At 68.4% G+C, this 20909-nt stretch carries 18 protein-coding genes; 6 read left to right on the forward strand and 12 right to left on the reverse strand.

The window, feature by feature from the left end; translation table 11 throughout:
* Positions 1 to 125 precede the first annotated feature (125 nt).
* Positions 126 to 2084, forward strand: a complete 1959-nt coding sequence (dxs, locus tag MAY35_RS03460; protein WP_238419234.1) for a 1-deoxy-D-xylulose-5-phosphate synthase — start codon at positions 126 to 128, stop codon at positions 2082 to 2084.
* A 48-nt stretch (positions 2085 to 2132) separates the two neighbouring features.
* Positions 2133 to 3278 (forward strand): glutamate--cysteine ligase, encoded by a 1146-nt coding sequence (locus tag MAY35_RS03465; protein WP_238419236.1) that lies wholly within the window; start codon positions 2133 to 2135, stop codon positions 3276 to 3278.
* A gap of 27 nt (positions 3279 to 3305) precedes the next feature.
* Here the strand turns inward: MAY35_RS03465 and MAY35_RS03470 are convergent, their stop codons facing one another.
* The 3 genes from MAY35_RS03470 to MAY35_RS03480 form a co-directional block, all read right to left on the reverse strand.
* A complete protein-coding gene (locus tag MAY35_RS03470) occupies positions 3306 to 3734 on the reverse strand; it encodes an SRPBCC family protein (RefSeq protein WP_238419238.1) in 429 nt (142 codons plus the stop codon).
* A 172-nt stretch (positions 3735 to 3906) separates the two neighbouring features.
* The gene (locus MAY35_RS03475) at positions 3907 to 5181 is read right to left on the reverse strand and encodes an HRDC domain-containing protein (protein WP_238419403.1); all 1275 of its coding nucleotides are present in this window, start codon (positions 5179 to 5181) and stop codon (positions 3907 to 3909) included.
* A 29-nt stretch (positions 5182 to 5210) separates the two neighbouring features.
* Complete coding sequence (locus MAY35_RS03480; protein ID WP_238419239.1) at positions 5211 to 5837, reverse strand: DUF3000 domain-containing protein; 627 nt, start codon at positions 5835 to 5837, stop codon at positions 5211 to 5213.
* Between the two features lie 129 nt (positions 5838 to 5966).
* Between MAY35_RS03480 and hemE the strand changes: the two genes are divergently transcribed.
* Genes hemE through hemQ form a run of 3 tightly spaced genes read left to right on the forward strand, consistent with a single transcriptional unit; the run spans position 5967 to position 9184 of the window.
* Positions 5967 to 7028, forward strand: a complete 1062-nt coding sequence (gene hemE, locus MAY35_RS03485; RefSeq protein ID WP_238419240.1) for a uroporphyrinogen decarboxylase — start codon at positions 5967 to 5969, stop codon at positions 7026 to 7028.
* Positions 7028 to 8428 carry an FAD-dependent oxidoreductase gene (locus tag MAY35_RS03490; protein ID WP_238419242.1) on the forward strand — a complete coding sequence of 467 codons (1401 nt, stop codon included), beginning with the start codon at positions 7028 to 7030 and terminating at the stop codon, positions 8426 to 8428. Before hemE ends, MAY35_RS03490 begins: the two co-directional genes overlap by 1 nt.
* A gap of 60 nt (positions 8429 to 8488) precedes the next feature.
* On the forward strand, positions 8489 to 9184 hold the full coding sequence (hemQ, locus tag MAY35_RS03495; protein ID WP_238419244.1) for a hydrogen peroxide-dependent heme synthase: 696 nt from the start codon (positions 8489 to 8491) through the stop codon (positions 9182 to 9184).
* A 71-nt stretch (positions 9185 to 9255) separates the two neighbouring features.
* Here the strand turns inward: hemQ and msrB are convergent, their stop codons facing one another.
* Genes msrB through MAY35_RS03515 form a run of 4 tightly spaced genes read right to left on the reverse strand, consistent with a single transcriptional unit; the run spans position 9256 to position 13531 of the window.
* On the reverse strand, positions 9256 to 9711 hold the full coding sequence (gene msrB, locus MAY35_RS03500) for a peptide-methionine (R)-S-oxide reductase MsrB (protein ID WP_238419248.1): 456 nt from the start codon (positions 9709 to 9711) through the stop codon (positions 9256 to 9258).
* Between the two features lie 34 nt (positions 9712 to 9745).
* Positions 9746 to 11026, reverse strand: a complete 1281-nt coding sequence (locus MAY35_RS03505) for a glycosyltransferase family 87 protein (RefSeq protein ID WP_238419250.1) — start codon at positions 11024 to 11026, stop codon at positions 9746 to 9748.
* A gap of 52 nt (positions 11027 to 11078) precedes the next feature.
* The gene (locus tag MAY35_RS03510; RefSeq protein WP_238419252.1) at positions 11079 to 12689 is read right to left on the reverse strand and encodes an alpha/beta hydrolase; all 1611 of its coding nucleotides are present in this window, start codon (positions 12687 to 12689) and stop codon (positions 11079 to 11081) included.
* Between the two features lie 38 nt (positions 12690 to 12727).
* Positions 12728 to 13531 carry a pyrimidine reductase family protein gene (locus MAY35_RS03515; protein ID WP_238419253.1) on the reverse strand — a complete coding sequence of 268 codons (804 nt, stop codon included), beginning with the start codon at positions 13529 to 13531 and terminating at the stop codon, positions 12728 to 12730.
* A gap of 35 nt (positions 13532 to 13566) precedes the next feature.
* On the opposite strand from MAY35_RS03515, the gene zapE (MAY35_RS03520) reads away from it, so the two are divergent.
* On the forward strand, positions 13567 to 14580 hold the full coding sequence (gene zapE, locus MAY35_RS03520; RefSeq protein ID WP_238419256.1) for a cell division protein ZapE: 1014 nt from the start codon (positions 13567 to 13569) through the stop codon (positions 14578 to 14580).
* Positions 14581 to 14705: 125 nt separating this feature from the next.
* On the opposite strand, the gene MAY35_RS03525 is transcribed toward zapE (MAY35_RS03520), so the two are convergent.
* The 5 genes from MAY35_RS03525 to MAY35_RS03545 all read right to left on the reverse strand — a co-directional run bounded on the left by MAY35_RS03525 (position 14706) and on the right by MAY35_RS03545 (position 20876).
* The gene (locus MAY35_RS03525; RefSeq protein ID WP_238419257.1) at positions 14706 to 15968 is read right to left on the reverse strand and encodes an HNH endonuclease signature motif containing protein; all 1263 of its coding nucleotides are present in this window, start codon (positions 15966 to 15968) and stop codon (positions 14706 to 14708) included.
* A gap of 433 nt (positions 15969 to 16401) precedes the next feature.
* The gene (gene zapE / locus MAY35_RS03530; RefSeq protein ID WP_238419261.1) at positions 16402 to 17421 is read right to left on the reverse strand and encodes a cell division protein ZapE; all 1020 of its coding nucleotides are present in this window, start codon (positions 17419 to 17421) and stop codon (positions 16402 to 16404) included.
* 90 nt (positions 17422 to 17511) lie between these two features.
* Positions 17512 to 18078 (reverse strand): GNAT family N-acetyltransferase, encoded by a 567-nt coding sequence (locus MAY35_RS03535; RefSeq protein ID WP_238419262.1) that lies wholly within the window; start codon positions 18076 to 18078, stop codon positions 17512 to 17514.
* The gene (locus MAY35_RS03540; RefSeq protein ID WP_238419263.1) at positions 18075 to 18893 is read right to left on the reverse strand and encodes a sulfurtransferase; all 819 of its coding nucleotides are present in this window, start codon (positions 18891 to 18893) and stop codon (positions 18075 to 18077) included. Before MAY35_RS03540 ends, MAY35_RS03535 begins: the two co-directional genes overlap by 4 nt.
* Positions 18894 to 18932: 39 nt before the next feature.
* Positions 18933 to 20876: an NAD(P)/FAD-dependent oxidoreductase gene (locus tag MAY35_RS03545; protein ID WP_238419264.1), complete on the reverse strand. Its 1944-nt coding sequence runs from the start codon at positions 20874 to 20876 to the stop codon at positions 18933 to 18935.
* Positions 20877 to 20909: the final 33 nt, after the last annotated feature.

The following is a 20909-nucleotide window of genomic DNA, read 5'->3' on the forward strand; positions in this document are numbered from 1 at the left end:
CATCCGTGGGTCGGGGCCGCGACGAATGCTTCCGTAGACTGACCACACATGTACCGGACCCGTCCGGTGCCCACAGCCGACCTGATGTCCTCGCGTGGTGGAGGAACAGGGTGATGGAGGAAATCATGGGTGTGCTCGACCGGATCAGCTCGCCGGCCGATCTTCGGCCCCTGTCGGACGCGGAGATGGAATCGCTCGCGTCCGAGATCCGCACGTTCCTGATCGAGAAGGTGGCCGCCACCGGCGGTCACCTGGGGCCGAATCTCGGTGTCGTCGAACTGACCCTGGGAATCCACCGTGTCTTCGACTCGCCGTCGGATCCGATCCTGTTCGACACCGGCCATCAGAGCTACGTCCACAAGATCGTCACGGGCCGCAAGGACGGCTTCGACCAGCTGCGCCAGCGCGGCGGTCTCACCGGTTATCAGGAACGCGCCGAATCCGAGCACGACTGGGTGGAGTCCTCGCACGCCTCGGCCGCGCTGTCCTATGCCGACGGTCTCGCGAAGTCGTTCGAGCTGACCGGCCAGCCGGACCGCACGGTCGTCGCGGTGGTGGGCGACGGTGCGCTGACCGGCGGCATGTGCTGGGAGGCGATCAACAACATCGCCGCCTGCAGCCGACGCGTGGTGATCGTCGTCAACGACAACGGCCGGTCGTACGCGCCGACCATCGGCGGTCTCGCCAGCCACCTGTCCGGCCTCCGGCTGCAGCCCGGTTATGAGAAGTTCCTCGACGAGGGACGACGCGTCGTAAAGCAGATGCCCGTGGTCGGTGAGCCCGCATACGCGGTCCTGCACGGGATGAAGAGCGGACTCAAGGATCTGCTCGCGCCGCAGGCGATGTTCACCGACCTCGGCCTGAAGTACGTCGGCCCCGTCGACGGACACGACATCGACGCGGTCGAGTCCGCGCTGCGACAGGCCCGCGACTTCGGCGGGCCGGTCATCGTCCACACCGTCACCCGCAAGGGGATGGGTTACGCCCACGCGGAGAACCATGTCGCCGATCTGATGCACGCGACGGGGATCATCGACCCGGTCACCGGCCGGCCCACCAGTGTGTCGCCGCAGGATTGGACCGCGGTCTTCTCCGCCGCACTCCTCGATGCCGGCGCCAACCGCCCCGACGTCGTGGCCATCACCGCGGCCATGCCCGGACCGACCGGACTGACCCCGTTCGGGGAGCGCTACCCCGACCGCATGTTCGACGTCGGGATCGCCGAGCAGCATGCGATGACCTCGGCGGCGGGTCTGGCCCTGGGCGGGCTGCACCCGGTGGTCGCCATCTACTCGACCTTCCTCAACCGTGCGTTCGACCAGTTGCTCATGGACGTCGCGCTGCTGAAGCAGCCGGTGACCCTCGTCCTGGATCGCTCCGGCATCACCGGCCCCGACGGACCCAGCCATCACGGGATGTGGGATCTGTCGCTCATGGCGATGATCCCCGGCCTGCGGGTCGCCGCGCCGCGTGATGCCGTCCGCCTGCGGGAGGAGTTCGACGAGGCGCTCGGGGTCGACGACGGACCCACCGCCCTCCGGTTCTCCAAAGGCGCAGTGCCCGAAGACATCCGGGCAGTCGAGCGGCTCGACGACGGCGTCGACGTCCTGCACCGTTCCGATCGTGATCTCGGTCCCGCAGGCGGCGACGTGCTCATCGTCGCGGTCGGCGCGTTCTGCGGCCTGGCCGTCGACACCGCCGAACGACTCGCCCGGCAGGGCATCGACGCAACCGTCATCGACCCGCGCTGGGTGTTGCCCGTGCCGGCCTCGGTGGTCGAGGTCGCCCGCCGACACCGTCTGGTCGTGACGCTGGAGGACGGATGCACCAGCGGCGGTGTCGGGTCGGCCGTCGCGGCAGTCCTGTCCGCCGCCGAGGTGATGGTGCCGGTCCAGATCAAGGGCATCCCGCAGGAGTTCATCCCGCACGCCTCGCGAGGTGAGATCCTCGGCGAACTCGGTTTGACCGCGCAGGATCTCGCCCGGTCGGTCACGGCGACGGTGTCCGGGATGCAGGCCGGTCCGGGGTTGTCGGGTCAGATCGAGAACCGACCCGACCCGGCCCGGAGTCGCGCCGACGACTAGACCGGGTCCGCGCCGCGTTTGGCGGTGAACGGCGGTGGGCATTTCCCCGTGGTGAACGTCGAACCCGGTGCCGCGGGCCGGGATCGGTTGGACTCGCGGGTGCCGACGATCGGTGTCGAAGAGGAATTCGTCCTCGTCGACCGCGATTCCGGGCGTCCGGTCGGACGCAACCGCGAGGTCGCGGCTGCCGCATCGGCCCGTGGGCTCGACCTCGAACTCGAATTGACCTCGTCCCAGGTCGAGATCGCCACGCCGACGGCGGTGTCGGGCGAGGAGATCGGTACGCATCTGCGCCGACTCCGCACCATCCTGGTCGACGCGGCCCGTGAGGTCGGTGTCGACGTCGTCGCGTGCGGAGTGCCACCGAGGGTGCCGGACTCGTTCCCGGTGACCGACACCGGTCGGTACCGGGCCATCGCCGCCCGGTACGGAATGCTCGCCCACGAGCAGGGGATCAGCGGCTGCCATGTGCACGTCGGTGTGCCCGACACCGACACGGCGGTGTCGGTCTGCAACTGGATGCGGCCGTGGTTGCCTGCTCTGCTCGCGGTGTCGGCGAACTCGGCCATCTACCGAGACGCCGACTCCGGGCACGCCAGCTGGCGCTCGGTGCTGTGGTCACGGTGGCCCGCGGCGGGGCCGCCCCCGCACCTGCGCTCGGCCGAGCACTACGCCGACATCGTGAAAGTTCTGGTCGCCACCGGCGCGATCCTCGATCCCCACATGCTGTATTGGGACGTCCGCCCGTCGGATCACCTGCCGACGGTCGAGGTGCGCGTCGGGGACGTCCAGATGCGGGTCGAGGAGACCCAGGCGTTCGCCTCGATCGTCCGTGCGGCCGTCATGACCGCACTCGACGACGGTGCAACGGGCGCGCGGGCAAGCGCGGTGCTGGACTCGGCGCTGCTGTCGGCCGCGTACTGGACAGCGGCTCATGACGGGCTCGATGGACAGGCCGTCGATCCGGCCACGGGTGCACTGCTGCCGGCGTGGTCCCGCGTCGATCAGTTGCTCACCGTGATCGGTCCGGCACTGGACCGTTCGGGTGAGCGCGAGTCTGTCGATGCGGTGCTGCAGACCATGCGCACCGAGGGCAACGGTGCCTCACGTCAGCGGCGGATCTTCGATGCCACGGGGACCGGCCTGGCAGTCGTGCGCGCAGCGACCGTGGGTCGTGAACTCGGCCCGGGGTGAGGGGCCGTCAGCTTCGGAGCCGCGAGGTCAGCGCAGGGTGGCGAGGTTCGAGATCGACTGGTGCACATCCGATTCGAGCACCTTGGCAACGAGTCGGCCCACCGCGCCGTTGAGGAGCCCGCCGGACAGCTCGGCGGACAGGTCGAAATGCGACCCGTCGGCGATCTCGTCCACCTTCATCGCCAGGTCGATCTTCACCCCGCCCCGGCCGGTGCCCGACAGCGCGATGAGACGCGGCTCGTCGTAATCGGTCACGGTCCAGTGGATGACGTTGCGGAACCCCTTGACCTTGATCAGCGACGAGATCGTGGTGCCCTCGGCGATCGTATCGGGTACCGGGGAGCGCCATCCGCCGAAGATGGTCATCCACTCGTCGAACCGTGCAAGGTTGCTGGCGAGTGCCCAGGCTGCGCCCGGGTCGAGGTCGGAGTCGTAACCGACGGAGACTGTGGCCACTGAATAGCTCCCATCCGTGAGGGTGGTCCGTGCCGGGAGTTGTCTTACCCCGCTCCGGGTCGTGCACTCGGGTGTTGGCTTTCGGGTCGTCGTGACCACCGAATGTAGCCGAGGATCGACCGCCGCGCGGGGCCGGCACCGCGACGACCATGCGCGGCGGGCGTGTCGTCGCCTACTCGCCGACCGTCTCCTGCGCTGGTCGGGCGGCGTCGCGCAGCGCCTCGGCGAGCGGTTCGGCACAGAGTCCGCGCTGCCAGGGCCGGGCTGCCGAGGCGGCGAGACGGGCATCGACGTTCTCGGTGGTGATCTCCCCGTCGACGCCGTCCCAGCAGAGCTGTCGGACGAGATCGGGGGCGAGGAGATTCTCCACGGGCAGGGTGTGGGCCTCGGCGATGTCCTTCAGCACCGGCCGCACCTTCTGCAGGCGTGCGTTCGCCTCGGGGTTCCGCTGTTCCCACCTGCTGACCGGCGGCAAACCGGGACCGTTGGTCTTGCGCGACGGGAGTTTGCTGTCGGGGAGTTCACGCGCCCGCTGCAGAGCGCTGAGCCAGACGTTGGCCTGCCTGCGTTGTCGGGGACCGCCGAAGACCGGGAGCCGGGTCAGTTCGGCTGCCGTCTTGGGATCGACGGTCGCGGCGTTGACGATGGCGGTGTCGGGCAGGATGCGGCCCGGCGCGACGTCGCGTCGTTCCGCCAGCTCTTCCCGCGCGGTCCACAGTTCCCGGACCGCGGCGAGGGTGCGGGTGGACTTGATGGTGTGGATGTTCGACGTCTTGCGCCACCGGTCGGTGCGCGGGGGAGCGGGCGGTCGACCCAGGACGTAGGCGAATTCCTCACGCGCCCAGCCGTTTTTGCCGTCGTCGGCGAGGGCGGCGTCCATCGCGTCGCGCAGTTCCACCAGCACCTCGACGTCGAGCGCGGCGTAGTTCAGCCAATCGGCGGGCAGCGGTCGCCGGGACCAGTCGGCGGCGCCGTGGCCCTTGAGTAGGCCGAGTCCCAGGAACTGGGCGACCATGGCCGCGAGGTTGACCTTCGCGAGGCCGAGCAGTCGACCCGCCAGCTCGGTGTCATAGAGCTCGACGCATTCGAAACCGAGTTCCCGCAGGCAGGGAAGATCCTGATCGGCCGCATGCAGCACCCATTCCGGTCCGCGCAATGCGTCGATGACGGGTGCGAGCGCCGCGGGGTCGCCGATCGGGTCGAGCAGGAAGCTGCCCGCCCCGTGACGCTTGATCTGGATCAGATAGGCGCGCTGGGAGTAGCGGTACCCCGATGCACGTTCGGTGTCGACTGCGATCGGACCCGTGCCGGCGGCCAGGGCCGCCGCTGCGTCGGCGAACTCCGTCGCGGTCGAGAGCACCGGCGGAACCCCGCCCGCGGGTTCGAGCAGTGGCGTGACCTCGGGGGCTGCGTCATCGCCTGCACCCTCGGTGCCGGTTGTCGTCACCTCTGGTTCGACCGGTCCGGCGGCCTCGCTCACGTCGCGCCGAGTTCGGTCACGCCGACCGGCGGGAGACCGGCCGCGGAGGCCAGGACGTCACAGAATGCCTCGAGATGGCTGTTCAGGCCGTCGGCGGTCAGGGCCGTCCAGGACGCGCGTACCTCGAGTTGGTGGGCCCGCGGCGGGCCGGCGATGTCGCCGTAGCGGACGGACGTGGTCGAGGTGACGGTCCCGCCGAGTGCGGTGACCTCGATGCGGGTGGCGGTGTCGTCGGGGGTCGAGCCGGCCCCGACAGGGACGCCGAGGGCGTCGCTGAGCCAGCTCCAGGCCACCTCGGGGAGCAGCGGGTCCATGGCCAACGCGGCCTCGACCTCTGCCTGTAGAAACGCGACGAGTCGGATCGTGCCGTTCCACGCGTCCTGGCCGGCCGGGTCGTAGAGCAGGATCAGGCGACCGAAGGCGCTGCCCTGTGCGTCCGCGGGCACATCGTCGAGGTCCTCGGGCGGGCGCACCTCGGCGCCGACGGCATAGCTGTACGGCGCCAGGCGCTGGGGCGGGCGGATGGGTCCGACCTCGATCTCACGGCGGACCCGGGCAGCGTGCAGCGACTCCACCGCCGCGCGGAAATCAGCAGGCTCGTCCTGAGCTCCCGAAGAGGTCACCGTTCGACCGTAGGGGTGGGGTGCCCGACCAGCGCGGAGGCGCGCCGAGGCAGCCGGCCCCGGCATCGGATGAGGTGGGTTGCGCAGGGCTTTCCCGAGCGAATCGGGGGCATGGCAGAGTAAGCGGTGATGACGAACGCAACTGGTACCCGGGTCCATAGGTCGCACCTGCCGCTGGTCGCCGCGGCCACCGGCGCGACCCCGTCACGCCGACCGGTGTGGTTCATGCGGCAGGCGGGCCGCTCCCTCCCCGAGTATCGGGCGATCCGCGCCGATCACGGCATGCTGGAGTCCTGCTTCGACGCCGAGCTGGTCTGCGAGATCACGATGCAGCCGGTGCGCCGGCACGATGTGGACGCCGCGATCCTCTTCTCCGACATCGTTGTGCCGCTCAAGGCCGCGGGCATCGATCTCGACATCGTCGCCGGCACCGGTCCGGTCATCGCCGAGCCGGTGCGCTCGCCGGAGGCGGTCTCGCGCATCCCGCGTCTGGAACCCGCCGCCGTGGGATCGATCTCGCGCGCCATCGGCCTGCTGCTCGACGAACTGGGCGACACGGCGCTCATCGGGTTCGCCGGCGCGCCGTTCACCCTCGCCTCCTACCTCATCGAGGGCGGACCGAGCCGCAATTACGAACGCACCAAGGCGATGATGCACGGCGACCCGGAGACCTGGGCCGAACTCATGGCGCGCCTCGCCGACATCACCATCGCGTTCCTGAAGGTCCAGCTCGACGCGGGTGTGGACGCGATCCAGCTCTTCGACTCGTGGGCGGGCATGCTGTCGGCCGCCGACTACCAGCGATTCGTGGCGCCGCACAGCGCCCGGGTCCTCGCCGAAGTCGCCGAGTACGGGGTGCCGCGTATCCACTTCGGCGTCGGCACCGGGGAATTGCTCGCCCCGATGGCGCATGTCGGCGCCGATGTCATCGGCGTGGACTGGCGCGTCCCCCTCGAGGAGGCCGTTCGCCGCGTCGGTCCGGGCAAGGCCGTGCAGGGCAACCTCGACCCGACCCTGCTGTTCGCCGGCCAGGACGTCGTGGACGGCGAGGTGCGACGGGTCGTCGCCGACGGCGATCGCGCGGTGGCGGCCGGGGCGATCGGGCACATCTTCAACCTGGGTCACGGGGTTCTGCCCGGCACCGACCCCGACGTGCTCACCAGGGCCGTCGAGCTCGTTCACAGCATCTGATGCCCGGTTCGGCCCGGGTCGCGATCGTCGGCGGTGGCATCTCCGGTCTGACTGCCGCGTACCGCCTGCGCCGCGCCCTCGGTGCCGACGCCGCCCTCGACCTGTTCGAGTCCTCGGACCGGACCGGCGGGGTCCTGCACACGACCACCGTCGGTGATCAGGCCGTCGACGTCGGCGCCGAGGCGTTCATCGTGCGTCGTCCCGAGGCGCTGGATCTCGTCACCGAACTCGGACTGGCCGATCGGATCGTGTCGCCGACGCCACGTCGCCCCGCGGTCTGGTCCGGTGGCCGGCTGCATCCGCTGCCCAGTCCCGCACTGATGGGCATCCCCGCCACCCCCGCGGCGGTCGAGGGCCTCGCCGAGCCCGGTGACCTCGACCGGATGGCCGCCGAGGCCGGTCGCCCACTGGACTGGCAGACCGGCGCCGACCCGAGCGTCGGTGCGCTCGTCGCCGACCGGTTCGGGGAGTCGGTGGTGGCCCGCAGTGTCGACCCCATGCTCGGCGGCGTGTACTCGAGCCTCGCCGGCGAGATCGGGTTGCGCGAGGCCTTGCCGGCCCTCGCGGCGCGGCTGGACGGGGGAGCGCCCTCGTTGACCGCGGCGGTGAACGACCTCGTCTCGGCGGGCGCAGCCGTCACCGGCCCTGTCTTCGGCACCCTGGTGGGCGGTTACGGCGTCCTGCTCGACGCCCTGCGCAGTGCGGCCGCCGCCGACGTCCGGTGCGAGTCCCGCGTGGTCGACGTCGAACCGGCCGAGGACGGATGGCTGGTCCGCACCGTCGACGCCGCACACACCTACGACGCCGTGCTCCTCGCGACCCCGGCGTGGGAATCGGGGCGGCTCCTACGCGGTTCCGTACCCGACCTGGCCGCGCCGCTGGAGGCCGTTCGTGCGGCGTCGTCGGTGGTGGTGTCGATCGCGCTGTCCCCGTCGACCCCGCTTCCCGAGCACTCGGGCGTTCTGGTGGGCACGGGGGAAGGGTTGCGCGCCAAGGCATTCACGTTCAGTTCGCAGAAGTGGGCGCATCTGGCGGCGCCGGACCGGCCGGTGTCGGTGCGTGCGTCGTTCGGTCGGTTCGGTGCGCCCGTACCGGAACCGGGCGACGAACCCGGCGTCGACGACCGGTTGCGCGCCGAGGCGCTCGAGGACCTCGACGAGGTGTGTCGCTCAGCCGGTGCCACCCCGGTGTCGGACCGTGTCGTCGACACCCGTGTGCGACGCTGGACCGGCGGGCTCCCGGTCTACGGACCGGGCCACCTGACGGCGATGGCGCAGATCATCGCGGCGCGACCGCGACGCCTGGCCCTCGCGGGATCGTCGTACGCCGGCGTCGGGGTGCCGGCATGTATCGGTCAGGCCGGACGCTCGGCCGCCGCGCTTCTCGACGACCTCCGCTGATCGGTCGCCACGACTGACCTGGCTGGTCGACGCCGCCGGCCCGGTGGCACGATGGCACCCATGAGCCGCTTGGATTACGCAGAACTCAACTCGACGATCCGCTACCTGATGTTCTCGGTGTTCGCGGTCCGGCCGGGGGAACTCGGCACCGACCGGGACCAGGCCAAATCCGACGCCACGGACTTCTTCAAGTCGCTCGAGGACTCCGGCGTCGTGGTCCGCGGCGTGTACGACGTCTCCGGTCTGCGTGCCGACGCCGATTTCATGATCTGGTGGCACGCCGAGGACGTCGAGCCCATCCAGGCGGCCTACGCGAAGTTCCGGCGGGAGACCGCCCTCGGGCGGGCCTGCAACCCCGTATGGAGCAACGTCGCACTCCACCGTCCTGCCGAGTTCAACAAGAGCCACATCCCGGCTTTCCTCGCCGGTGAGGACCCGGGCAACTACATCTGTGTGTACCCGTTCGTCCGTTCCTACGAGTGGTACCTGCTGCCCGACGAGGAGCGTCGCAAGATGCTGGCCGACCACGGCAAGGCCGCACGTGCCTACAAGGACGTCCGTGCCAACACCGTGTCGTCGTTCGCGCTCGGCGACTACGAGTGGCTGCTGGCCTTCGAGGCGCCCGAGCTGCACCGCATCGTCGACCTCATGCGTGACCTGCGCGCCACCGAGGCGCGGCTGCACGTGCGCGAGGAGACGCCGTTCTTCACCGGCCCGCGCGTCGAGGTGCCCGCGCTGATCGACGCCCTGCCCTGAGGATCACTGCCCCCTGAGGTGCGAGCGAAGCGAGCCCCGAAGGGTCTCGGTCGCACTTCAGGGGAATAGTGCTATTCGGCGGGTTCCAGCGTCAGGCTGATCGAGTTGATGCAGTACCGCAGATCGGTGGGGGTGTCGTAGCCCTCGCCCTCGAAGACGTGGCCGAGGTGGCTCTTGCAGTTGGCGCAGAGCACCTCCACCCGTCGCATGCCCAGCGAGTTGTCCTCGAGCTCGATGATCTTGTCACCGGCGAGCGGAGAGAAGAACGACGGCCAACCGCAATGGGATTCGAACTTGTGCTCGCTGCGGAACAGTTCGGTGTTGCACGCCCGGCAGCGGTAGATGCCCACGGTCTTGGTGTCGGTGTACTCGCCGGTGAACGGCGCCTCGGTGCCGGCCTGGCGCAGGACACGGTACTCGGCCGGGCTGAGGCGCTGCCGCCACTGCTCGTCGGTGAGTTCGGCGGCGTTCGTGGTGGCGTCGTCGGCGTGATCGTCGGGGCGGGTCGACGCGGTGCTGTCGGTCATGGATTCCACGGTAGCGCGCTCGGCGGCAGCGGTTTCAGTTCGACTTGGAGAGCGAGACCTCGGGCTCCGCGTCGGGCGTCGTGTCGGCCGCGGCCGGCGGTGCGGTGTCCGACCGGACCGGCAGCATCGCCCCGGCCACGCCGTCGGCCCGCATGTCGAGGTAGCGGAACAGCAGCGAGCAGAACACGGCGATCATCAGCAGGGACCAGCCCCAGGTGACCTTGTTGTACTCGACCATCCAGCCGAAGGCCGTCCATCGCTGGGAGTAGAAGCCGTCGAATGTCATACAGCCGTAGACGCCGAGCCAGGCCGGCCAGTTGCGCATCGGTGATCCGGGTAGCAGCACCGTCATCAGCAGGGGGAACAGCAGCATCGAGTAGTAGCCCTGGCCGAGTGAGCCGACGAGGAACGTCGTGCACAGCAGCACACCCGACGACGTGGCGAGCCACATGAGCTCGTTCGCCTTGCGGTAGTAGCGGTACAGGAACCACAGCGAGAAGACCGCCATCGCCACGAAGGCGATCCGTAGCAGCAGCACGAGCCACGGGGCGACCCCGAAGTAGGCGCCGTTACCGGCGATGGAGCTGTTGTAGTAGTCGCGCGCCTCGCCCAGGTAGGGCACGGTCCGGCTGATGAACGCGTCGGCGTCGACCGACAGGGGCCACGCGACGACGGTCAGGACGACGGGGATCGCGATGGCGAGGACGAACACGCGCCACTGCCGGTTGAGGAGCGGGAGGAGCATCAGCGGCGCCAGCACGGGCTTCACCGCCAGCGTGAGTCCCATCGGGACGCCGGCCCACCAGTCATGCCGGGATCGCATCAGCATCAGGAATGCGACGAGTCCGAGCAGCACGAACGAGTTGAAGTTGGTGAAGACCAGGGTGTGGGCGACGGTCTCGGTGCTGAAGAAGAAGAACAGCACGACCGGGGTGACCCACGAGTTGAGCGCGTACCCGAACATCCGCGTCAAGAGGTAGGCGCTGATGAGCAGCGCGATGACGCTGACCGCGATGAACGCCCATCGAGCGCGTTCGTAGTCGATGACCGCCACGGGTGCCATCAGCAGTGTCCCCGACGGGGGGTACAGGTAGTGCGGATCGACGGTGGCGTAGTTCTCGCCGTACACCGGCAGGTTGTTGAGGAAGTTGAAGGCCGCGGAGTACACCGGCTTGAAGTCGTCGGTGCGGTCGCCGTTGACCCCCAGGAACACCGAGCGGTGCACGACCATCAGGAGGCTGATCGGCCACAGCACCATCGGGATGATCCGCTGCGCACTCATCTGGGGATAGAGATACCTGTCGAGAACGGCCACCCGCGAACCGTACTACGGGCGCCCGGAAGCCCGACCAGAACCCTGCGGCATGTCAGACGGGGCAGCCGCGCTGGGTCGGACCCGACAGCGGCGTCGACTCGACGTACTGCGCGGCGACCTCGGCCGCGCACGCGCTGCGGCCGAGCACCGAGTAACCGAGGCCGTCCCAGGTGACGGTGACCGGCTCTGAGCCGGCGTTGATGAACAGCGGGACGAGCGCGTTGGCGCCGTCGCCCCCGTTGATCGAGTCGCGCGTTCCGTTGAGGACGAGAGGATCGGCGGGTAGCGAGGTCGGCGGGCGGACCGGGTCACCGGCCGCCCAGCCGTTGCACCGGACCAGCGACAGGGCGCTGTTCGCGCCGGTGAGTGGATTCTGCTTGGACCAGGCGTCGACGAGTCCGGGGACCTCGTTCTGGCCGACCGGTCCGGTCACGTCGTTGCATCGCGACACCAGTGCCCCGTCGGACAGCCGAAGCGTTGCCGCCTGCTCGGCGAGGCGGACCAGGGCGGCGGTCTGGCCACGATCGACGGCACCGATCGCGGACGCGAGGTCCAGGAGCGCCTGAGGACGGTCGGGGGCCAACGCGAGGGTCGTCGTGATGGCGTTCAGCGCCGCCGTGTCGGAGAGGGAGCCGAGATCCCCGGCGCGCGCCTTGCCGAGCAGGCCGGTCATCGTGGCCACACCGTTGGAGCCGAGGGCGCAGCCCGGCAGTGCAGAGCAGCGCTGAGCGAAGCCCTGCAACGCGACCTGCACGCCGCGCGCCTGCGACTGCGCGCGGTCGCGGGCGTTCGCCCCGAACGGTGTCGGGGTGTCGAGGATGATCCGTCCGGCGCGTCCGCCGTACAGGGACGCGTAGCTCAGGACGACGTCGGAACCTTCGCCGACGCCGATCAGACCCAGATGATCGACGCCCCATCGCTGCCGCAGGGTCTCGAGGTCGGCGGCCGCGCTCGCCGCGCCGAAGTCGAGTTGGTAGGGGGTGAGCGTCTCGGTGCAGCCGTCGGACGCCGACGACGCGGCCGCTGCCAGCCGGGAGATCCGCGCGTCGGTGGTGGTACCGCGCTCGGTCAGCCCGTTGTCGGCGATCGTCGTGCGTTCCAGTCGGGTCATGCAATCGAGGTCGCTGCTGAGCGGGATGCCGCGATGATCGACGGCCACCACCGGATGCGACGCGAGCAGGGCGCGGCCCGCACCCGACGCCATCACCATGAGGGTCCGCGAGGAGGGGAGGTCGGAGCCGGAGGTCAGGACGAGGGGTGCGGCGTCCGCGGGGGTTTCGGCGGTGCGGGCGCGTGTCAGCGCGATCGACACGACCTCGCCGTCCGGCTTGTTCCGGTCGATCGGGGAGTCGTACTCGGCGCATTCGATGGTCACGCCGTCGGGTCGCGTGATCTCGTACCGGTTGCTCGTCGCGGATGCGCATTCGCTCCACTCGAGATCCGACTTCGGGGCCGTCAGCGCCGGTGCGGGTGGTTCCGTCGACGACGACGCGGCCGGGCCCTGCTGTCCCGGGCCGCCCGGGATGAGGTCGGGTCCGCGATCGGGACCCACCGCGCACGAGGACAGGGCGATCACGGCGGCCAGACCGAGGACGGCACCGGCGACGGCCCGACGGCGGACCGTCGGGGCCGCACTGCCGGCGGGGGTGTGCGCTCGTGGCATGACCGCGAGGGTAGTCAACGGTTCTGAGAGAAGGCCCGTCACGGGTGTCGGTCCGCGCGGCGCCACCGCGTGAAGACGAAGCCGTCGTCGTCGGTGATGATCGACGCCGGCTGCATGGATCGCAGGGCGGGCGTCTCGGTGCCGGGGTGGCTGACGGCGATGCGCCTGGCGGTGCCACCGACGAAGAACGGGCTCGTCGTCAGGCACAGTTCGTCGAGCGCGTCGGCCCCGGCGACCGAACCGAGCAGGCTGGGTCCGCCCTCACACAGCACACGCGACCAACCGCGTTCGACGCACCGGGCGAGAACCGCCGCGATGTCCACGGTGTCGTCGCCGCAGTCGATCAGGGTGGCACCGGCGTCGGTGAGCGCCCTTCTGCGGTCCGCCGGTGCGTCCCGGCAGGTGAACACGACGGTCTGCGGGTGGGTGACGGGGGCGTAGTCGGGTGGCACCGACAGCGACTTCGACACGAGGGCGAGAACCGGTGCGGGTTGTTGGCCGTCGGCGTCTCGGAGCGCTGCGAAGACGGCGTCGGGCTGCGGCTGACCATAGTCCTCGGTGGTCGCGGTGCCGGCGCCCACGAGGATCACATCGGCGAGGCCGCGCAGGACCCGGAACAGGGCCTTGTCCCCGTCGCCGCCGAGACCCCCGGATCGCCCTTCGACGGTGACGGCCCCGTCGATCGAGGACACCATGTTGGCTCGTACGAACGGTGTGGCCGGTCCGGACCCCGTCGTCGCACGGGGCGGGTAGGCGTACTGGTGGGCGAGCCAGAGCAGCGTGTCGTCGCCGGGACGCCCGTCGTTGGATGTGACGTGGGTCGCTTTCTGCAGGTGGAACATGTGTTGATCATTCCGGAGATGGCTACTCTCCACACATGGTGGCCCGACTATGCGATCGCAACCCTGCGACCTCGCCCGACGTACTCATCGATCAGATGGTGCCCCCGTCGACGTTCGACGAGGTGAGTTTCGACTCCTACATCCCGGACCCCAACGAGCCTTCGCAGGCCGAGGCGGTCGCCAAGGCACGCGACTTCGTGGCCCGGGCCTCGAAGGCCCGTTCGGGCAAGAAGGGCCTCTTCTCGCGCAAGTCGCAGGCGCAGGGGATCGGTCTGTACCTCGACGGCGGTTTCGGTGTCGGTAAGACCCACCTCCTGGCATCGATCTACCACTCGATGCCCGAACCGAAGTCGTTCGCGACGTTCGTCGAGGTGACCCACGTGGTCGGCGCCCTCGGCTTCGTGAACGCGGTGGAGCGGCTTTCGCAGCACACCGTGCTGTGTATTGACGAGTTCGAGCTCGACGACCCGGGCGACACCATGCTGGTCTCGCGCCTGCTGACCGAGCTGACCGCCAAGGGCGTCTCGATCGTGGCCACGTCGAACACCCTGCCGGGACAGCTCGGCGAGGGTCGTTTCGCCGCGCAGGATTTCCTGCGTGAGATCCGCAAACTGTCCGCGGTGTTCGAGACGGTCCGCGTCGACGGACCGGACTACCGGCATCGCGACCTGCCGCCGGCCCCCGACCCGCGCAGCGAGTCCGAACTCGCCGAGCTCGCCGAGTCGACCAGCGGTGCGACGCTCGACGACTTCGACGCGCTGTGCGACCACCTCAGCACGCTGCATCCGTCGAAGTACAAGGACCTCGTCGAAGGGGTCTCGCTGGTCTGCATCTCGGGAGTGCATCCAGCCAAGGACCAGTCCGTCGCGCTGCGCATCGTGGTGTTGGCCGACCGCCTCTACGACGCCAACATCCCCGTGACGGTGGCCGGGGCGAAGCTGGACGAGATCTTCACCGAGGAAATGCTCGCCGGCGGCTACCGCAAGAAGTACCTCCGCGCGACGTCGCGTCTGCTGGCACTGTCGCGGTTCGCCGAGTCGGCGGTCTGACATTCGGGCCGACGCAGTGGTCGGCCCGCACACTGTGGAGTTGTCATGTTCGTGCACGGCCCGCCAATTCGGGCCGTGGCGGCAACGTGCCCGCAGGGAGCAGTGGTTGACGCGGTTCTCGTGAACTACGCGGCGGCGTCGTCGAGGCGCATGGTGCGTCGGTTGTAGGCGGGTAGTGGTCTGCGTCTGGGGTCCACCTCGATGGGTGGGATCAGCCAGGGATGCCGGTCGACACCGATGGCAACATCCCAGCCGTGGTGGTGAACCTGCGTGTGACACCGCTGGCAGAGTAGGCAACCGTTGTCCAGACTGGTCGTGCCACCGTCCGCCCAGTGCTGGATGTGGTGGACCTGGGTGTGCGACGGTGGCGCACCACATTTGATGCAGCAGGCGTCTCGGATGACCACGGCTTTGCGCAATTCTGCAGGGTAGACCCGTTTCTCACGTCCCATGTCGAGGGGCACGGTGGCCGCGTCGACCACGACCTCGGTCAGGGTCCCGTCGCACGTGAGAGCTCGGGCGGTGGCGTCGGTGACGGTGCCCGTCCACGGCAGGGTGCTCAAATCGGTGGTGTCGGCGGGGATTGTCAAGATCAGCTGTGTCCGTGGGGCTCCCGCGGTCTGGATAGTGGCGCCCAGGCAGGCCTGGTCGAGGATCAGTTCGAGCGCGTCGGCGCGTCGCTGTTCGGGCGAGCGGCGATCGTTGGCGCCGTCGGGCTCGGGCCGCGGGACGGAGCGATCGTCGATCATGGCGATGAACTTCTCGCCGATGACGTTGGTCAGATCGGCGGCGATCTCGACCCGACCGTCGTCGGTGACGTTGTGGACGACCGCATTGAGTCTTCGATCGTCGGCGGCCGGAATGCCGCCGTCGGCTTCGGCAACGATGTTGCCGAGTGTTCGAGCCCGTCGTAGCACCTCTGCGGGCGTGGCGCCGGAGAGTACCTGGGTGATCAACTCGGACTCATAGATTGCTCTGTCGACGTCGGAAAGCGAGGTGGGAGAACGCTTCTCGATGTGGTCGACGCCTCGGACGACGGCGTCGACGATCTCTGCGGACATCCGGCCGTCGGCGGCGTGCGCGGACAACCTGTGGAGATCTGATAGTCCATCGGCGGCGCGTAGGACACGTGAGGCGACCGCGGGGGCAAAACCCATCTCGATGAGGAGTTTCCGCAGCGTCGAGTGGTTGCGCTTCGCGACGCCGAGTCGGTTCAGTTGTGCTGTGCGCACGGCGATCCGGTGATCTATCACGTTCCGGATGAGCCGCAGTGTGTCCAGCTCTGTGAATGCTGCACGCCCGGCGGGATCATCATCCGGGGACTCCGCGTCGATCAGTTGATCGAGAATCGGTGTGAGATGGGTCATGCCTCCAAGGTACTCGAACATTCGATCGAACGCCAGGGTCGTCTACGCGAATAGTGTTGCACTGCAACAATTCTGAATCTCACACTGTGGTCTGTTTGGCGTCTCGATGACATCATCTGTCACAGGAGTCTTCGAAAGTCCCGCGATGGGCCGCGAACTTGAGTTGATGTGACTCAACAAAGTTCTTTGGGAATCGTGGTTCACGATGCCCGGAACGTCGCCTGAAAGTCGTTTAGGTCTTCAGCGGGCGTGTCATTTCTCGTGACCTGCCTCGGGCGTGACACCGTCGATGTCATCGACGCGTACCGCGCCGCCCACCCATATGCGCATCGAGTCATCGGCGCCCGAGGGATACCTCACCACCCGAACCGAACCCCCTGAAAATGTGCGCTACGCACTGAGTTTCAGACTTCGTGAAAGCGCTCAGCTCGTTCCTGATACGTGACGTGAGAACCTATGGGCTCGGACGGATCAGCCGCAGGCGACTGATCATTCGGAAGGCGTCGGGACGGGAGGCCGTTGCTGCGGTGCAAAAGACGGGCAAGGTGTGGGACGAGGTGAAGGTGACGGCGACGTCCTCGTCGACCAGGACGTCCACCAGGTTGATGAACCTCTGCTGTGCCTCGTTGTCGGCACGATCGAATGTCGGTATCTCGGTGATGGTCCAGCGGGGATACATTCGCGCCCACGTCAGATACTCCATTGTCGACACCGGCGCGCCACACAATTGCGCGAATGAGGCCTGCAGGCACCCGTCACGCTCGGAGTGGACCTCGAAACGTCGCCCGCGAACAGTGAGCGCGACGGTCCCCGTGTCCTCGGACAGGCGATCTGATGGCAGCACTGTGGTCCATCTTCCCGCGGCGAAGCCGATCGCGTCCCCGCGGGCGGATGAGCGGTAGTCAGTCTCCCCGTTCAGGTGGTGGACGTCGAAATGGTCCTTGATCATCGTGATCCCGGGCTCGAAGAGGTGATGCCAGATGGGGTTCGGCATCAGATCGTCCGGGGCGTAGTTCGACGTCGCCAGCACGGTGATCCGGCGGGCGAGCACGTACTCCAGCAATCGGGTGAGAAGACGTGCGTCCCCGGCGTCGTGCACGTGAAGCTCGTCGAAGTACAGCAACTCGCTGTCGCCGATGACATCGTCGATGCTCAGGTGTAGCGATTGCGGGTGGTTCCGGTGCTCGTGTGCGCGGCGATGGAGTTCATCGAAGAAACTGTGAAAGTGAATCCGCACCTTCCTCGGTGTTGGGGTGGCGTCGTAGAAGGCGTCCGCCAGCCACGTCTTGCCCCGGCCGGCGGAACCGTAGATGTAGAGGCCGCGCCGGCTCGATGAACGCCGTGTCCGGTGTCTCTCAAAATGGAGGTTCGCGAGCCGATCGACGAGCAGCCGTTGCTGAGTGTCCAGCTCGATTCCAGCGTCGATGGCCGCCGCGGAGATGGCGGTGACTATTGCCAGAGGCGCTGGGGTCACTCCCAAATGGTCACACGGGAAGCGCGGCGCTTCGGCTGCGCGTGGTCGATGTCACCTGTCCTGTCCGACCCGCTCGCTCCTACCGCCTACTCACAGCTTCCGCGCCAACACGAAGTCGTGTTCAGTGCTGCCGCCGAGGGTGAACGTCTTCTCCCCGACGCGCGCGAAATCCATCTTCGCGTAGAAGCGCTGGGCGCGGACGTTCTGCTGGTTGACGCCGAGCCACACGACGCTGCTGCCGTGTGATCGGGCACGCTCCACGGCCGCGGCCATCAGCAGACGGGAGGGGCTCGCTCCCTGGCGGGAGTGATGGTCGGGGAGTACGTACAGCTTCGACACCTCGGTGACCGGACGCTCGATGACGACGGCACAGACATCGGGGTCAGTCGGCTCCCGGTGGAAGACCAGCGCATAACCCACGATCGGACCGCCGACGCCGTCGCGTGCCACCAGGACGTCGGTCTGCGGTTCGGCGATGTGTTCGCGGAAGTTGTTCTCGCGCAGACTGTTCTCGATGAAACCGGAGATGTCGTCGGGCGTCGCGTGCGGTGGGCAGGCGAGTGGGAACGTGCGTGCGGCCACCTCCGCGACCGCGGCTGCGGCGGCGGGATCGGTCACGAGTTCGACGGCGAAGGCGGTGTCGTCGACGTCTGTCACCAGAGTGGCCGCGCCGGGTCGGCGGTCCAGGCGTTCATCGAACCGTCGTAGACGGCGACATCGTCGCGGCCGAGCGTCTGGAGCGCGAGAGCGGCTGCGGTGGCGGCGATCCCGCCGCCGCAGTAGGTGACCGGACGCACCGACGGGTCGAGGGCACCGGCCTCGTCGAACAGTTGACGCAGTTCTTCGATGGGTCGGAGCTGCCCGGAACCGTCGACCAGCTCGGCGAAGGGGACGTTGACGCTGCCCGGGATGTGGCCGCTCGCGAACGACTCCCGATCGAGAGCGTTGATCAGCAGGACCGAGCGATCTCCGGTGGCGGCGGCGACCTCGTCGGTGGACACGATTCGTTCGGGTCGGCGACGCGGGGTGAACGACGCTGTGTCAGGGATGATCTCGCCGGTCTCCACCGGCAGCCCGGCGGCCGTCCAGGCGGAGTAGCCACCGTCGAGGACGAGCACGTCGTCGAATCCCTCGAGACCGAACTGCCACCACAGGCGGGTTGCCCAGATGCCGTTGGCGGTGTCGTAGACGACGACGGTCGAGTCGTCACCGATCCCGAGAGCGCCGACGGCCGCGGCAAAACGATCCGGGTCCGCAGCCGCGAAAGGCGCCTCGCCGTCGGGGTCACTGAGGTCGGTGATCTGTTCGGCGAACACCGCGCCGGGCAGATGGCCGGCCCGATAGGTCTCCCGGCCGGAGGCGATGTGCGCGCCGTCGGCGTCGAAGCTGAGGTGGACGGTGCCGTCGACGACACGCAGGTTCTTCTCACCGAGACGCGCGGCGAGGTCCGGGGCGGAGATGAGCGGGGTCATGACAGACACGGTAGTCCCGCGGTCACCACGGTTCCGCAGTCACCTGAGCGGTTCGGCAACGAAATCGGAGAGCTCGACGCGGCGGGTCTTGTCCCAGTAGTCGACGATCCGCCACGGCAGGACCGCGACGACGCGGCCGGCGGGATTGCGGTACCAGTTGGTCATCGCCGGGTGAGTCCACACCATCTGCGCGTGGGCGCGATCGACGGCATCGTTGTACTCGTCGGTGACGTCGTGCCGAACCTCCAGGACGCCCAACCGGTTCTCGATCATCGCGCGGAGGGCGTCACATACGTAGCGCACCTGGTATTCGAGGATGCTGATGAAGCTGCCGCCATGCCCGAGTGCGGTGTTGGGGCCGGTGAGGATGAACAGGTTGGGGAAGTCGGGAGCGGTGATACCGAGGTAGGCGTATGCGTCGTGGTCGCCCCACGCCTCGACCGTCGTCTTTCCGCCACGTCCGACGATGTCCATCGGGTACAGGTATCTGTCGCTGTGGAATCCGGTGGCGAACACGATGATGTCGACGTCGTGAGCGACACCGGTGCTGTCGACGAGTCCCTCGGGTGTGACACGCTCGACGCCCTGCGGCACGAGCTCGACATTCGGCCGGCGCAGCATGCGAAACCAACCGTTGTCCAACAGCATCCGCTTGCCGAAGGGTGGGTAGTCCGGCGTCGACAGCGCGATGAGATCGTCGCGGTCGCCGAGTTCGGCACGCATGTACCGCAGGTAGAACTCGCGGTGACCGTGGTTGACGGCGTTGATCGACGCCGTCGGCTCGGGCCACTCCGGGTCGACGTGCAGCGTCGAGTGGACCTTGTCGTTGAAGATCCACGACAGTCGGGCGCGGTACCACTCGCGGTAGCCCGGGAGGTTGTCCATCAGCCAGTGCACACTGTCGCCGACAGGGGCGAAGTAGTCGTCGTTGGGCGCGATCCATTGCGGCGAACGCTGGAAGATCGTCAGTGAGCCGACGCGGTCGGCGATGGCGGGCCCGATCTGCATCGCGCTGGCGCCCGATCCGACGATGGCGACGCGTTTGCCCTCGAGTGCTCCCGGCTCGTCGAGTTCGTCCGGCCACTCCGCCGAGTGGAACACGGGCCCGCGGAAGCTGCTCATCCCGTCGAGCTGGGGAAGCTTGGGTCGGTTGAGGAGTCCGACCGCGCTGATCAGGATGCGGGTCGTGAGAATCTCTTCCCGACCCTCTCGGCCCCGAACGGTCACGCGCCACTGCTGAGCGTCGGCGTCGTAGATCGCCGAGCGCACCTCGGTGCCGAACCGCACGCGTTCCCGGATCGAATGCCGGTCGGCGAAGGCCTGCAGATATCCCTGGACCTCGTCGCGCTTGCCGAAATGCGTGGACCACGGGTGGTCGAACGACGAGATCGAATACAGGTAGCTCGGGGTGTCCACCCCGGCGCCGGGGTAGTGGTTCTCGTACCACGAGCCGCCGACCTCGTCGTTCTTCTCCAGCACGATGTGTTCGATGCCGGCTTCGGCGAGCTGGGTGGAGATCAGCATCCCGGCCACGCCGGCCCCGATGACCACCGCGTTCATCGAGGTGGCGGATTCGGGCTGCAGGTCCGACAGGTGGGGGTCGCCGAGGGTGCCGTGCACGATCTCGGTCATCATCGGTCCGAATTCGGGCGCGACGTCCTCCCCGGCGGTGAACGACATCAGTGCCGCCACCAGGTCCTCGTCGGCAGGGCGCCGGGGCGGCGCTCCCTGGTCGTACCAGTGCTCGAGTGCGTCGACCACCGCGTCGCGGATCTCTTCCTGCACCTCGGCGGCGAGTCCGCCCGACGAGTTGTCGTCCATCCCACGGCTGCGGGTGGGCCGGTACCGGTCGGCCATCCAGCGCCTGTCCCCGGTCATCTCGACGAGTACGGCCAGCAGGGTCGGGATGTTGCCCGCGGCCACGGCCGAACGGATCTCCGCTGTGATCGGCCGCGTCGTCGGACGCTGGGAAACAGAAGTCATGACTAAAACTAACCACTGTTAGTAGCTGCACGT

Source organism: Gordonia sp. 'Campus', assembly GCF_022206305.1.
In the GTDB taxonomy this organism is placed as follows: domain Bacteria; phylum Actinomycetota; class Actinomycetes; order Mycobacteriales; family Mycobacteriaceae; genus Gordonia.

Coding starts and splice junctions, on each gene's coding strand:
- MAY35_RS03525 (WP_238419257.1), bottom strand. CDS start 15,968: ATGTTCGAGTACCTTGGAGGCATGACCCATCTCACACCGATTCTCGAT.
- MAY35_RS03515 (WP_238419253.1), bottom strand. CDS start 13,531: ATGTTCCACCTGCAGAAAGCGACCCACGTCACATCCAACGACGGGCGT.
- MAY35_RS03545 (WP_238419264.1), bottom strand. CDS start 20,876: ATGACTTCTGTTTCCCAGCGTCCGACGACGCGGCCGATCACAGCGGAG.
- zapE (WP_238419256.1), top strand. CDS start 13,567: ATGGTGGCCCGACTATGCGATCGCAACCCTGCGACCTCGCCCGACGTA.
- dxs (WP_238419234.1), top strand. CDS start 126: ATGGGTGTGCTCGACCGGATCAGCTCGCCGGCCGATCTTCGGCCCCTG.
- MAY35_RS03540 (WP_238419263.1), bottom strand. CDS start 18,893: ATGACCCCGCTCATCTCCGCCCCGGACCTCGCCGCGCGTCTCGGTGAG.
- MAY35_RS03510 (WP_238419252.1), bottom strand. CDS start 12,689: ATGCCACGAGCGCACACCCCCGCCGGCAGTGCGGCCCCGACGGTCCGC.
- hemQ (WP_238419244.1), top strand. CDS start 8,489: ATGAGCCGCTTGGATTACGCAGAACTCAACTCGACGATCCGCTACCTG.
- MAY35_RS03490 (WP_238419242.1), top strand. CDS start 7,028: ATGCCCGGTTCGGCCCGGGTCGCGATCGTCGGCGGTGGCATCTCCGGT.
- msrB (WP_238419248.1), bottom strand. CDS start 9,711: ATGACCGACAGCACCGCGTCGACCCGCCCCGACGATCACGCCGACGAC.
- hemE (WP_238419240.1), top strand. CDS start 5,967: ATGACGAACGCAACTGGTACCCGGGTCCATAGGTCGCACCTGCCGCTG.